A 14,727-nucleotide genomic window follows, 5' to 3' on the forward strand; every position below is an offset into this window, starting at 1 on the left:
TATATGGAATACTCATGAGTAGTATTTCATTTGTTATTAGATTTTTAATTTATATTCAAATTTACACCCGAATAAACTTATCTTTACTATCAGTTTACTTGAGGTAACTACTAATTTAAAATTAAGTGATTTATGAAAAAACCGTTATCAGATCCGCCACTTTGTACAGAAAATTTACTTGCAATGAATGATACACTTGATATTTTAGGTGGAAAATGGAAGCTTCTTGTTTTACATTATTTGATTATACGTGAAAGAGATACGAATACGTTTAAGAAGATGGAACGTGATATTGAGGGAATTTCGGCGAAAATGTTATCGAAAGAATTGAAAGACTTGGAAGTCAATAAAATGGTGTATCGTGAAGTTCAAAATACCAAACCTGTAACCGTTGCGTATTCAATTACGGATTATGGTAAAACGACTAAAGAAATCATAGATGTTTTGGTTGATTGGGGTAAAAATCATCGGATGAAAATGATTAATGAATTTTAAAATCTTTATGAACGAATAGTTTTTTTCTGCTTTCGTTTTTTATTCCGCCAAATAATAAAACCTGTAATGGGTAAACTTGCCACAATTATTGAAGAAGTAAAGGCTAATATTTTACCAAATAAACCTAATATTTGTCCTGTATGGATGTCGTACATTGAGTTTGCAAACTTTTTACCATTTGATAAATTCTCATTCATTAATTTAGAAACTTGAAATTGTTTCGAATCAAATTGGTATTCGTCAACCGCATAATAACGCAAACTTTTATGATATGCTCTTACGGCTAAAGGATTTTTATCAGGAACAGGTAAATAAATCCAATACATAGAAGCTGTTGGACTATTTTTTAAACTATAAGCATATGCCGAATCAACAATAGTGTAATTGTCTTCTAACATTTTTTTAGGCTGATAGACATATCCTTTTTCTTCATTTGGAAATGATTTTCCAAGATTAACAATTTGTGTATATGAATTGCGAACAGGTTTGAAACTAAATGCAATACCTGATAAAGCGACAATAAAAGCAATGCTAAAAGCATAAAATCCTAATACATTATGCAAATCATAATTGATGCGTTTCCATTTTGCTTTGTATTTTATCGTTAATCCATTTTTAGCTTGTTTTCTCTTTTTGGGCCACCAAAGTATTAATCCACTTATCATAATCATGATAAAAATAACAGTCGAAAAACCAATTATATTTTTTCCGATATCACCCAATAAAAGATTCATATGAATGTATTGTATCACCAAGAAAAAATCTTGTTTCATATTTTCTTGATGTAAGATTTTCCCTGAATATGGATTGACATATACAAAGTAAGATTCTTTTTTATCATCCATCGTCATCACAACAGTTGATCGATCTTTATCCATATACATCACTCGAAGAACAACATGTTTAGGATTTTTGTCTTGTACTTTAAGAATAATTTCACTTGGTTTTATGAATGGTTGATGAACAATTTCAACTTTTCTATAATCAAACAGTGCATCTTTTATTTCATCTTGAAAACAAAAGATAGCTCCTGTTATTGCTACAATACAAATAATAATACCTGTAAATAATCCAAGCCATTTGTGAAGAAAAAGAAAATATTTTTTCATTAATAAAATTAATTTAGAATAAATAAAAATTATATTTGCAGCAAATATAAATTATTTAAAAACACACTATGAAAAAAAATATCATCTGTTTAACAATTTTATTTGGGAGTGCCTCGCTGTCATATGCCCAAACGAATGATAGTATATCCACAGATTTGAATGATGTTGTGGTAGTTGCTTCAAGAAAACCTACAAAAATATCTGATTTGGCAGGAACTGTTTGGGTGATCAATCAAGAACAAATTGCGCAACAAGCTAAAAATGGTGTTCCATTAAAAGAAGCTTTAGCGATTATGATTCCAGGGATGGATGTTGGTTCGCAAGGAAGATCAAATTATGGTCAGAATATGCGTGGACGTTCGATGTTAGTGATGATAGACGGTGTTTCCTTAAACAGTATCCGTAACATAAGTCGTCAATTGGATGCGATAGATCCATTTAATATTGAAAGAATTGAGGTTTTATCTGGTGCAAGCGCAATTTATGGCGGAAATGCGACAGGTGGTATTGTCAATATTGTAACGAAAAAAGCACTAAAAAATGGAATTAGTGGCGAAACAGAATTTGGTTTACGTACAGGTTTTTCAGGTAGTGATGATCATGATTGGCGCGCTGCTCAATCTATTGGTTACAAAGATGATAAATTTACGGGACGTTTGGCTGTTGCTTTTCAACAAAATGGTGGAGCTTATGATGCAGATGGAGATCAAATATTTGCAGATATTTCGCAATTAGATTTACAATATAATCAATCTATTGATGTGTTGGCAACAGCAGGTTATAAATTCAATCCGAATCATCAAATCAATGGATCTGTGCAATATTATCGTTCCAAATATAGTGGAGATCGTAGTTTATATTTAGGTGAAAACATTAGTGTTTTAACCAAAGGAGATGCTTCTGTTTTGGAGATGCGTGATGGTTTTGATACGGATAAAAATCCAGGAACAGAGCGTGTAATGGGAACATTGAGTTATAATGGAACGAATATTTTAGGAGGGCAAGATGTGTATGTTCAATTTGCTTCTCGTGTTGAAAAATTAGGATTTTATCCATTCCCAGGTAATTTAACGTTGCCTTCTGGGACAAGTCCTTATATGTCGGCTTCTCAACAGGATACGTATTATTCGGGTCTAAAAGCTGTTTTGGTCAAAGATTGGGGAAAATTGAAATTAACATACGGTGCAGATGTTGATTTTGAAAAGTTTGAAGGTCAACAAAATGTATTTGATTCTCAGAAGTCATTATCAAGTGGAGGAATGATTAATCACACTGTTTTAACGATTGATCGTTATCCAACTAATCATTCTACAAGTTTTGCTGGATATGCGCAAGCTGAGTATGATATTTTACCCCAATTGAAAGTTTCGGGAGGAATTCGTTACCAAGATATTTCAATTAAGTTGGATGATTTTATTGGTTCTACTCAACAATTGCAAATCGCTAATGGTTATGGAAACAGTGCCGATTATATTCCAGGTGGAAAAAGTAGCTATAATATGACGATGCTAAATGCTGGTTTGTTATATAAAATTAATGAATTGAACCAAATTTGGACAACTTATTCACAAGGAGTTTCATTAGCTGATCCATCAAAATTTTATGGATATGGAAATTATAAATTTAATTCTGCAACCAATAATTGGGATTTAAGTTCGAGTGTGAATGTAAAAGATTCTCCTCTTTCTGGTGTGAAAACAGGACAATTTGAACTTGGTTATCGTTTCAGAACAAATAATGGATTTAAAGGACAAATCTCTGGATTTATCAGTAATTCCGACAAAAATATTGCTTTAAAACGTGATGGATTAAATCTTTGGGTAGAAGTAGTTGATCAGAAATTAAGAAATATGGGCGTAGAAACAGAGGTTTCTTATACAAATGGAGGATTTTATGTTGGAGCAAATACATTGTTAATCAAATCTGAAGTGGAGAAAAATGGTGATTGGCAAAAACAAGATGTTTCAACTTCTGGACCTTCTAAATTTACAGCTTACGCAGGTTATGGATTTGATAATTGGAATTTTAGATTTCAAACTTTGCAAAGCTTCAAATACACTGATGGATTGGAGAATGTGATTGATTCATACAATACATCAGATTTAATGATTGCTTACAAATTACCTTTCGGTAAAATTAATTTAGGTGTTCAAAATATTTTTAATACAGATTATCAAACAATTTGGAGTGCAAAATCACAAGTTTTGTATAGTGCATATAAAGTTCCAGAATTGTTTTATTACGCTGGACGAGGAAGAACTTTTAATCTAAGTTTTACATACAATTTTTAATTTATGATAAGCGAATCTTTTGATTCGCTTTTTTATTTTAAGGGAATTAAACATCGAATTAAAAAATAAGATTAATAATTGCAGGAATAATTCTGAAACTAATAAAGTAAAAAAAATCGTAGAGTAGGATAGGTAAGAGAGAACAAATATATAGGCTGTTTCTTAATTTTTAAAGAATAGTTTTTTGAATTTATTTTCTATAGAGAGGTTCTATAATTTCTACCAATTACCAATTATTAATTTTATTCGATTTATCTAAAATCTCTTGAATTAATTTATTAAAATGATTCTCCAAACCAGTTACTGCGTCAGGATAATCGACCTCATTCTTTTTATTATAGATAGAATTTTTGTTTTTGCTTGTTGGATTCAATAGAAGATAATAATAATCTCCTATGCTCGAATTCCACTTTCTTGCTTCAAAAGAAGGTCGATTAATTCGAATTTTATCATCTTTAAAGAGAATTGTAATCGAATAAGATAAGTCATATTCCATCTTTGATTTTCCTATTTGCATATAACTCATTTTTTGTTTTACGGCTAACGCTTCCTGCTCATACCCGTTAATTGTTATACTTTCATTTTCGGCTAAACTCAATACTTCCTTTGGATCTTTGTACATACTCGATAAGGCTGACAACACATTTCTGTATAACTCATTTTTTTTGGTATTTGGTTTATCAATTACGATATAATCAGTTTTATCTTTAGATGAAACAAATCCATTTGATGTTAAAGTAAAATATTGCGCATAGCTAAATTGCGATAAGCAAATAATTGTAAATAAAGTATATAAGGCTTTCATATTTCATTCGTTTAAATACTAATTTAAGAAAAATGTCTCAATTTGAGAATGAATACTTAAAAATCAATGTGTTAAAGTTTATAGATGAAGGAAAAGGAATATTGTTTTGTATTTATATATTTTAAAGGTATTTGTATGTTAGGTATTATAAAAAATACGTTTAATTATTAAATCCTCCTATTATATAAATTTGAATTAAACATTGTTTCACACTTTGTATAAATTAAATCACTTTCTAAAAATGAAAAAGTATTTAATGGTTGTCCATTATTTAGATTCATAATTATTAGATTAAGATAAGATTCGTTATTAAATCTTGAAAAATTATCTCCAACTAATACTACTAGATGTCTTACATATCTTTCTCTAGTAATTAACTGTTTATCTAAATATCCTGTCAATAACTTTTCATCCACATTATAATTAGCTATTAATTCTGTCTTTGTAACATTTTTTTTAGTAGTTGGAGTATCTCCTTTCAAAATCATATATGTTGGTATAAAGCCACTCGAAAGTGGCTATTCTTTTTGGTTCTGAAATTTTTTTATTTTTCGATAAAAGCATTCGCAGTTACAGTACCATTTACAGTGCCTCCATCTAAAGATAGGAAGTATTGATTGATCCAAATTTTTAACCAATCTAAATCTAAATTTACATTGCCATATTCATCTATTTTAGTACCTATTCCTGCAGAAATTATATTATCCATCTTAATCCATTTAGTTCCATTTGAAATAAATGTAACTTTTAATCCAGGCTCAATAGTTCCTAATAAAACACTTCCATCTGAATATATCTCAATTGAAGAATATTCTTCTGTTTTAGATGTTGAATTTACTATAGTTACTTTTTTACCTTTACTATTAGTGAATAACGGAATATTTACAGCAGGATTATCAGATTGTCCTCTAATATTGGCTTCAATAATTAATTCTCTTGAATTAAAATTTTCTACCAAATAATTATCAGTAACATCTTTAAAAGTAATTTGTTTTTCAATAGATTTATCTACATATGATTTTTGAACAAAAGATAAATTATTAAAACTAGATTTTGTAGATAAATCTATATTAGAAGAAAACTCATCAACTGATTGTTTAAATGAAGTAAAGTCTATAATATCACCTGCTTTTCTAGTATAAATTTTTTCATTACCTGCTCCTGAAGAATAGTCTGAAATAGTGTATGAACCTAAATTAAGATTACCTTGGTTATAATCGAAAATTAATTTTGTAGCTAATTCATTTTCTTTAAAAGAGATACTACTTTTTCCGCTTTTAAAAATAGGAATGGAATTATCAGATGCTACTTCAATAGAACCTGTAAGATTTTTACCTGATTCAGTTCCTGTAAGTGGAATATAATTACCGCTAGGAATTGGTAAATTATTTATTTTATCTGTAAGATAATCTTTAGTTACGATAGTAGTACCTTTTGAAGACGCTTCAATTAATTCTTTTGTTGAAGTTGGTAAGTAAGCTAAACCAGATTTATCTACAATTAATGCATCTTTTCTCTCTGTAACTGAACCTGTGGTCTCACTTAAAGTCCCCATACCAACTTTAAGTACATTATCATTTGAAGTATATTTAACATCTGTAGCAGCGGTTCCTAGAATTATTTCTGAATCATTAGAAGCTGTATTATTATCACCTAATATTTTAGCTTTCTGAAAATCAGTTTTATTTTGAACGCCTATTATAATATTATCACCTTTAGTTCCTATATTTGTTGAAGTTCCTCCTATAATAGTATTATTTGAACTACCAATGCCTGTAGTAATTCCTGAACCTCCAACAATTACGTTATTATTACCACCGCTATTTACAGTAACTCTATCTGCTCCAAATAAAGTATTTTTATTACCCGTTACAGTTACATGTTCATCGTTCGTATGTATAAAATTCCCTTGACCTGTAACTCTACTTCCATAACCTAAAACATAGTTATTATCGCCTCCGCTAATATTATTATTATTACCAATAGCTAAAGATGATGATGATGAAATATTGTTACTATCTCCTCCGATTGAAACACTAGCAATTCCGCTTACTGTAACACCTCTACCTCCAAAAATCATAGAACGTTCGCCCGTATTTTTTGAAGAATCATAACCGAAATTAATAGAATTTAATCCTGTATTACCATTATCCTTATAAGGTTTTAAACTCCATCCATTTCCACTTTTAACAAATTCAGTTTTATTATCTATTAAATTATCTGTTTCAGTTCTATTGTAATAGTTAGATAAATCTATAGTTGATAAACTACTAATTCTATTATCAATATATTCTTTAGTTACTAATGATTTATTATTAGAATTAATTAAAGAAATAGAAGATGTAGGTGCTGTAACAAGACCATTCCAAAAAACGGATAAACCATCTTGTCTTTTTTGAATTACATCTTGATTATAACCTTTCCAATACCCGATACCAACATTAAACATTCTAGCTGTAGGTACATAATCACGATTAGAAATAGTTTTATCTTGAATAGTACTATAAACACCAACAATAGTCTCTCCCATTGTAACAGCTTCATTATATGCACCTGAAATAAGTTGATAAAATCCTTGACCTTTATTTTTTCTACCACCAACTATAGCACACGCTCTAATAACTGCATTTGTATTAGATGGGTCAACATCAAGAGTATTTTCATATCCACCAACTATTACATTATCGTGAGAATAATTATTAACAAATTTAGGTTCTCTAATACCAATTATACTATTATTCCACCCTCCAAGAGTAGCACTTCCATAATTATCCTTAATAATATTTTCACCACCACCAAATATACCATTGGTATTTTTTTCACCCTCTTCAGCAAAACCACTAGTTTCTATAATTTTACTTCCAAAAGAAATTATATGATTATAATCACCTGAAGATTTGTTTGATTCTCCTGATACAAATGAAGATTTACCCATAGCAGAAGAATTAAGACCCATTGCTACAGAGTATTTTCCAATTGAGCCAAATTTATAATCTTCTTCTGTATTTTCGTTATTTGTAAATGATAAGTTTATTGAATATTCTCCTTGTTCACCATAAAATAAAGGATTATCTTTTGCATATTTATATGACCATCCATTACCATTTTTTACAAATTCTTCTTCTATTTTTATATTACCATTTTCATCTGGTTCTTGGTTGTTCACAGTTTTTATTTTACCAAAATCCTCTAAATCTCTTTTAGCAGAATTCCCTTCATTATCCACAACTACAACATAAGGGTGTTCTTGATCTGTTCCTGTCGTAATAGGTTTATCTAAATACTCATCCATTTTAAACAAGCTATAAGCATCTCCATCGGAATGTCCAATTACCATATCTTTTGTTTGATGATTGAAGTAGATTTTATCACGAATCCCATTATCCCAAATTTCTTGTAACTCTTCTTCTGAATTATAGATTTGGACATAGTCATTTACATCAATATTTCCTTGTTCGTCAGGAACTTCATTATTAACTGTTTTTACTTTACTAAAATCATTCTCAGCTAAAGACTTATCTAAAGTTGGAGTTTTGATATCTCCATTCTCATCTACCGCATAGTCGATATAAGTAGCAGTCTCTGGGACTGCTACTTGATAAATGACATTTGTTAAACGCTCTCCTTTTGGAGGTAAACTATTTACACGAATTATTTTTCCTATATTTTTTGACATTTTATCTATTTTTTTAAGTTAGCTAAATATTAATCTACAGATGTTGTATCTGTCCAATCACCAGAAATAACTTCTTCTATTTCATTATTTGCATTAGAGGAAGAACCTCCATTTAACAGAGCATTTTCATTTTTAAATGGAAATTTTTCAGAATCAATAATCAAATCTGGATTTTCACAATTTGTCTTTTCCTCTATTGTATATGGTAAAGCTTGCTCTACTTTCAATCCGATACTCTCTGCTTGTAAAATATTCAATGAAGTTGGAATTCTAGTCATCCAGAATTTTCCTACTTTTTCACCTGTTGGTTCGCGCATTTCATCTACAATAGATAAATACATTGGATCTCCAATAACAGGAACTTCACCTCCGCTCCAAATTTTACCAGTCGACATATAGAATTGTACAGCATCTTCGAAGCCTGGTTTTACTGTAACTACCACTCGAGCCATTCCACTTTGCAAGAACGAACGAAATAAAGGATCGATGCTTTCAGATTGATATAATTCTCCCCAATCTTTTTTAGCACCCCAGAAATATGGATAGAAATTGTACGACATAATGTCCCACTCAAAAGCTTGTTCCATAAATTTAACTAGAGAAGTGTATTCATCAAGACTTTTATTTAATTTGACTTGGATATCATTTAATCTGTCTCCATTTAAAATTAAATCTGTTCCTAAGGCATTAGGATCAACCAAATAAGCCATACAGTTATGTTTTAGAACATCACTTTCTATTTGACGGTAGAAATTTGCATTTGTTTCTTTTATATTTGTAGCAATTTCTCCAGCTTCTTTTACTTTTTGTTCATAAGTTGTTAATGCTTCTTCGTATGCTTCAATAATTTTATTGAACAATAATCGACGACCATATTCTGTTAATTCACATTTAACTTCAATGTTAACATTACCTGTATGAAGCCCCATCTGAGAAATAGAGATAGGAATTGATCCTGTAAATGGAGAAATATTTAATTGGATTTGATCCACATCAGTAATAGGTCTATCATTTTCTGGAGCTACATTAAAATTAGGTCTATAAAACACTCTATTTCCTACAGATACTGAAATTTTGTTATAAGAATCTCCAGAAGGGAAACTAATTGAAGCCCTAGCTTTTTTTGTAATATACCCTTCAGGAATTTCAATAAAATCATCTTTAGCAAAAATTTCATCCCAATTGTCTTTTCCATTTCCTGCTTCTGTACTGACAAATGAAAAAGCTTTACCTATGTAAATTTCATCAGTATAATTAGGTAATTCTACATTATATACACCTGCCCAATACTTTAACGCATTAAATTGTGTTATTTTTTCAATTCCTGTTGCTGTTACAAAAGCATTTAAGTCAAAATGCCAATCTTCCGCTTTTCTTGGATCAATAGGCTTTTCAATTACTTCTGTAGGGTTCATATTCACCATTGCTAAACGATGAATCTTAGATGGTTGAGGAATCATAAATTCAAACATCATTCGTTTTCCGTAATTGAAGATTTGATTTTTCATAATTTTATCTACCCAACGGTATACACCAACAACATGCTGATCTCCTTGTCTATTATCAAAGCCATGCATATTGTTTTCTTCAAACTCTTCTACGGCTTTACGCACGCGCTCCTCTTTTACTTTAGATACAATACGATCCAAAGCTCTCGCAGTAATATCTTGTGCCTGGGTAGTTGCTGCACGAGAACTTTCTTCTTTTGATCGATTGTTTGCAAAAGACGCTCCCATCTCAATACCCCATTTTTTTCCATTAGCGTAGGTAGCAATATCAGTTGTTTCTGACATAATTTTTGCAATCTCTGTCTGCATTTCAAAACGCGTTGTTGTGGTTGTGTCTGTTAACTGTTCACGTTCTGTTTCTGATGATGAAGTTGTTGTGTCTTCTGTTCGAGATAAACGACGAGTCGATTTTTCTCGGTATTCACGTGCCATAATATTCTCAATATGCGCGACTTCTCCAGGAACATAAGCATGCGTACTTTGCTCTACTTTCAAATAATCTACAATTCCTAATCGACGAACACCAAAACCTGATGGAATGAAATTATTTTCGGATGAATTATATGTATTATTATTTGTACCTCCCGAACCGTTAGTGTCATTATAAATTATATTTAAAACCCCTTCTGTTCCAGTACGGTTATCATATTCTACTTTATAAGCAACAAATTCACCTTTAGCTCCGTTAGAGAAAAATACTTCAAATTTTAATTCTGATATTAAGCTATAGGCTGTTGAATCTATATTACCTCCTAATAAAGATTGAAAACTTACAGTATTACCACTCTGATTATCATAGTCTTTCTCAAATGTTTCATATCCATTAGCATTTTTAATTGTTAATTTACCATTAACCACACTCCAGCCATCAGGAATAACTAAATCTATATTAAAATTTCTTAATAACTCCCTATTGTTATATACTCGAACTAATATTAATTTATAAGTACTCGTTTCATTAATCTTACTCGATATAGGTAACAATACTCCACCAACATTTACAAATTGTTGTTTTTCGATTTCAGTATTAGCAATAATTAATTGATCTTGTAAAGCAATTTTTTCGTCAATTGTTTTTAGAACATCGTTAAAAGACTCAAATTCATCTTGATCAAAATTAATTAAACCTGAAGGTCGTTCAGCTTCTTGATTTTCTTCTAAATCAATATTAATCGTTTTTTTAGAAAGGACATTATCTAACATTGTAAGAGAGTCTGACGATAATTTTTCTTCTAAAAATGTTGTATCTAATTCTTCTCTAAATGTAAAATTAAACGTATCGTAATCTGGTTTTACTACATTTGCCAAAGCTAATTTTCGTTGGGCTTCTGTTACATCTGCTGCTAAATTTGCTTCGGCTTGAAGTAATCTCAATTCATAAGCTTCTCTTTCAACACGAATAGATTCTTCATAAGTAGCTTGCTCTTGTTTCAAAGCTTTAGCGTAGTTTTTCTGATAAATAGTTTGTGCTTTAGAAAACTCTGTCTTTAGTTCAATCAATTTTTCTCTTTCAGCTTTAGCTTGTGTTAAAGTCTGTAATTTTTCATTTTTTTGTTGTAATTGTGTAAGAATAGAGTGAGAAATTTGGAGCTTTGGTCTTTGTTTTACACCATCTACAAATAACTCATCAGGCATAACAATTTTTGCATTTTTTACCTTATCATAATCTTCTTTAGTTGCTTGGTTTTCTGCTTTATTATAGATAAAAGTAAAATAATTACGTTTACGTAAAATTTCGAAAATCTTTTCTTTTAGATAAAAATTTTCTTCTGTAAGTACCTGATAAATTAAATTATCCCAAAGGACTTTAACTTGCTCTGTTGTAAGAGTAATATTTTCTGTTACTTGTTGCGCATTTTTATTTTGAAAAATTTCTGTAATCTCTGCAATTAATTGAGGGAATTTGAGATTATATAGATAATTATATTTTGATTTTAAAATATCTTCTGTTGAAATATAATGATTTTGACTTTTAAACTCTTTCGCACGAGATGTTAAATAAGTTAGTTTTGTTTGATTTTGATCTGTTTTATCTTTTAAAATATCATCAAAGAAACCTCCAACATAATTCTCTCTTGTAATAAACCTTGGATTATCTTTTGTAGTCGCTAATTCAGGGTTACGTAAACTTGTAAATCTGAATAATGTTTGTGATGCATTTGTACTCATTTTTTGTTTTTAATTTTTATGGTTTGATAAAAAGTATTTATAACTTTCTTTGCTCGGTTATAGATTTCTATTTACTTGCAAGTCCGATAAAAAAAGTATAGGTTATACATGTCCAAAAAGGCTTCGCTTTTTAGATATATTTTTTGTATTCTATTTTATTATAGTGACAAATTTAGATGGCAGATACGCCAAAAGTCGTCGTAAGGAATTTTATTTTAAACTATTTATAACTTCTTCTACATAAGTATCGTTACCTAAGAATATTATTTTCTTTTTTACTTCATCAGAAAGATTAGGGAAATATACAGTAAATGGTTTTTCTTTATTTATATCTTCATTATATTTCGATTTAAAATCTACAAGTGTTAGAGGTTCTATTGAATCATCAACCATATAAGCTTTTGAAACTTCTCGATCTACATAATAAGTTTGAGCTAAAACCGTTCCTGACATTCCTGGAGATGATGTATCAGAGAAATATGTACTTGCATATAAAGTACCATTTGATGGATCTCCTAAATCAAAAAATATACTAGCATTATTATAACCTTGACCATCATTTATAATTATACCAGCTCCAGATAAATTAGAAGATTTAATTGCTACATTTGGTGCTAATTCTATATGTCCAGTTATTGGTTTATTAGGTTCAGTTCCTGTAAGTGGAATAAACTCTTCTGGAGTAATATCCAAAAGAAATAGCTCTTCTTTGTTATTTATACCTAGTATTTTGTTATCTCCTATAGGTGATATCTTTCTAGGTGTATTAGGAGCTACATTATTAGCTGGGGTGAAATATATATTCTCACCGTCTGTACACATAAAAGATACATATTTTGCATATAAAGCTGAGTCCCCTCGATAAGCTAATTGTATATCAAGTTCTCCATCCTCTAATTTAAATTTATATATGTTAGGAAACCAACCATCTTCACTTGTAGAAACATATACATTATTGTTCTTATCTATAATTGGTCTACTAAGCCTATTAGCTGGTTGCGGTAATGTACCAAGTTTTCTTGCTGGTTTTGTTAATGAAGGATATACTTCCCAGATATCTCCTGTAAGACAACTTACAGCTAAAGCAGTTCCTGCAGATGTAAGAGTATGCACTATAAAAGAACCAGATGTTGCATTTATTTTTGTCATCTGATATCTATAGGGATCATTATATGTAGTTACAAATATACAATATTGGCTATTTGTAACGAATACACCATCTTTAGTAAAACTTACATTATCGTCGTAAGCTGTCGAATATACTATATTAAACAAAAGATTTGGTAGTATTTTTATGTCTTCAAAATTACTTACGTCAAAATCATACGAACTCCATATTTGAGTTGCAGGGTTTGTTGGACTACTTTCTCTATGTAGATAAGTGAAAGTATTTGTATATTTATTATAACGTATACTTCTAAAATCACTACCTGCACTTTTAGCTAGAATCTCTGTACTTCCAGGTATTTCTTTCATAGCGTCTGTAGTAAAATCATAAACATATATAGCCTTGTAAGAATTTGCTAAACTTGCAGATACAAAATAGATTCTCAAGTTTTCTTTATCTATATCCGCCATGACATTTATAATCTCATCATTAGGTCTATTCAAATATGTTTTTATGGGTACACTTCTTACAAGTTCCATAGTTTTAGTACTATAAAAATCAATTTTGCCTTCTACTCCATACTTGAAAAAACATGTAGTGATAACCATTTCTTTAGCATACCATACTCTTGTACCATACATATTCTCGTTTCGTAACCCTGGACCATTTCTAAATTCTGTATAACCTCCTAATTTATATATGTTTGGTATTTTTAAACTACTTGTCGTTTGTTCAATACCACTACCTACTATATTATTAGATGTATATCTACGAGTTTCTATTTGAGCTTTTGTAGAACCATCTCCTAACAAAACTCTATTAAGCTCTCTCTCTGGTGGTATTGCTACTTTTGTATACACTCCTAAATATATTTCACCATTTTCATCAGGTTCTTTACGATCAACTGTTTTTACATTACCTGCAACCTTGGATAAAGGAATATAATAAGATTTATCTTCGTCTTCAGAATATAAAACTACTTTTTTATCTTCATCAGAAGTCTCATTAACTGGTTTTTCCAAATATTCATTCATTTCAAATTTACTGTAACCATCTCCATCAGAATGTCCGAAAACTAGTGATTTTGTGTCATGATTAAAATAAATATTATCTCGTATTCCTTTATCTAAAATATCTTGTAATTCTTCTTCAGAATGATAAATTTGCACATAATCATCTACTTTAATATTTCCATTCTCATTAGGCTCTTGTCCATTAACCGTTTTTACTTTACCAAAATTATTTTCTGTTAATGTTGTATCTAAAGTTGGGGTTTTTATATCTCCATTTTCATCTATAGCATAATCTATATAAGTTGGAGAACCAGTTACAGATACTTGATAAATGACATTTGTAAAACGATCCATTTTTGGAGGTAGACTATCTACTCTAATTATTTTTCCTGTATTTTTTTTCATAATAATTTTAATTTGGGTCTTGATAAAAAGTATTTATAACTTTCTTTGCTCGGTTATAGATTTCTATTTACTTGCAAGTCCGATAAAAAAAGTATAGGTTATACATGTCCAAAAAGGCTTCGCTTTTTAGATATATTTTTTGTATTCT

Annotated in this window: 8 protein-coding genes; 2 read left to right on the forward strand and 6 right to left on the reverse strand. The window is 29.9% G+C overall.

All coding sequences use genetic code 11. The features are described 5' to 3' along the window. Window positions 1–132: 132 nt before the first annotated feature. Complete coding sequence (locus tag B2217_RS11390; RefSeq protein ID WP_180906047.1) at window positions 133–495, forward strand: winged helix-turn-helix transcriptional regulator; 363 nt, start codon at window positions 133–135, stop codon at window positions 493–495. A 5-nt stretch (window positions 496–500) separates the two neighbouring features. Here the strand turns inward: B2217_RS11390 and B2217_RS11395 are convergent, their stop codons facing one another. After that, window positions 501–1,604: a PepSY-associated TM helix domain-containing protein gene (locus B2217_RS11395; protein WP_291122609.1), complete on the reverse strand. Its 1,104-nt coding sequence runs from the start codon at window positions 1,602–1,604 to the stop codon at window positions 501–503. A 68-nt stretch (window positions 1,605–1,672) separates the two neighbouring features. On the opposite strand from B2217_RS11395, the gene B2217_RS11400 reads away from it, so the two are divergent. Then, window positions 1,673–3,895 carry a TonB-dependent receptor gene (locus B2217_RS11400; RefSeq protein ID WP_291122611.1) on the forward strand — a complete coding sequence of 741 codons (2,223 nt, stop codon included), beginning with the start codon at window positions 1,673–1,675 and terminating at the stop codon, window positions 3,893–3,895. Window positions 3,896–4,121: 226 nt separating this feature from the next. Here B2217_RS11400 and B2217_RS11405 read toward each other — a convergent pair whose 3' ends face one another. From B2217_RS11405 to B2217_RS11425, 5 genes are all read right to left on the reverse strand, one after another. Then, a complete protein-coding gene (locus B2217_RS11405) occupies window positions 4,122–4,700 on the reverse strand; it encodes a hypothetical protein (protein ID WP_280046171.1) in 579 nt (192 codons plus the stop codon). Between the two features lie 167 nt (window positions 4,701–4,867). After that, the gene (locus B2217_RS11410; protein ID WP_180906051.1) at window positions 4,868–5,182 is read right to left on the reverse strand and encodes a hypothetical protein; all 315 of its coding nucleotides are present in this window, start codon (window positions 5,180–5,182) and stop codon (window positions 4,868–4,870) included. A gap of 62 nt (window positions 5,183–5,244) precedes the next feature. Beyond that, entirely contained in the window at window positions 5,245–8,376 is a 3,132-nt protein-coding gene (locus tag B2217_RS11415; protein WP_291093909.1) for a hypothetical protein, read from the reverse strand. A 29-nt stretch (window positions 8,377–8,405) separates the two neighbouring features. Continuing rightward, entirely contained in the window at window positions 8,406–12,053 is a 3,648-nt protein-coding gene (locus B2217_RS11420; RefSeq protein WP_291093907.1) for a hypothetical protein, read from the reverse strand. A 210-nt stretch (window positions 12,054–12,263) separates the two neighbouring features. Further along, window positions 12,264–14,579, reverse strand: coding sequence for a hypothetical protein (locus tag B2217_RS11425; RefSeq protein WP_291093905.1), 2,316 nt, complete (start codon window positions 14,577–14,579; stop codon window positions 12,264–12,266). Between the last annotated feature and the right edge of the window lie 148 nt (window positions 14,580–14,727).

The organism is Empedobacter sp. UBA7620 (assembly GCF_002484185.1).
Taxonomy (GTDB): domain Bacteria; phylum Bacteroidota; class Bacteroidia; order Flavobacteriales; family Weeksellaceae; genus Empedobacter; species Empedobacter falsenii_C.

Bases quoted from the DNA above. Each gene is read 5' to 3' on its own strand.
- B2217_RS11390 (WP_180906047.1), top strand. From the start codon at position 133: ATGAAAAAACCGTTATCAGATCCGCCACTTTGTACAGAAAATTTACTT.
- B2217_RS11395 (WP_291122609.1), bottom strand. From the start codon at position 1,604: ATGAAAAAATATTTTCTTTTTCTTCACAAATGGCTTGGATTATTTACA.
- B2217_RS11400 (WP_291122611.1), top strand. From the start codon at position 1,673: ATGAAAAAAAATATCATCTGTTTAACAATTTTATTTGGGAGTGCCTCG.
- B2217_RS11405 (WP_280046171.1), bottom strand. From the start codon at position 4,700: ATGAAAGCCTTATATACTTTATTTACAATTATTTGCTTATCGCAATTT.
- B2217_RS11415 (WP_291093909.1), bottom strand. From the start codon at position 8,376: ATGTCAAAAAATATAGGAAAAATAATTCGTGTAAATAGTTTACCTCCA.
- B2217_RS11420 (WP_291093907.1), bottom strand. From the start codon at position 12,053: ATGAGTACAAATGCATCACAAACATTATTCAGATTTACAAGTTTACGT.
- B2217_RS11425 (WP_291093905.1), bottom strand. From the start codon at position 14,579: ATGAAAAAAAATACAGGAAAAATAATTAGAGTAGATAGTCTACCTCCA.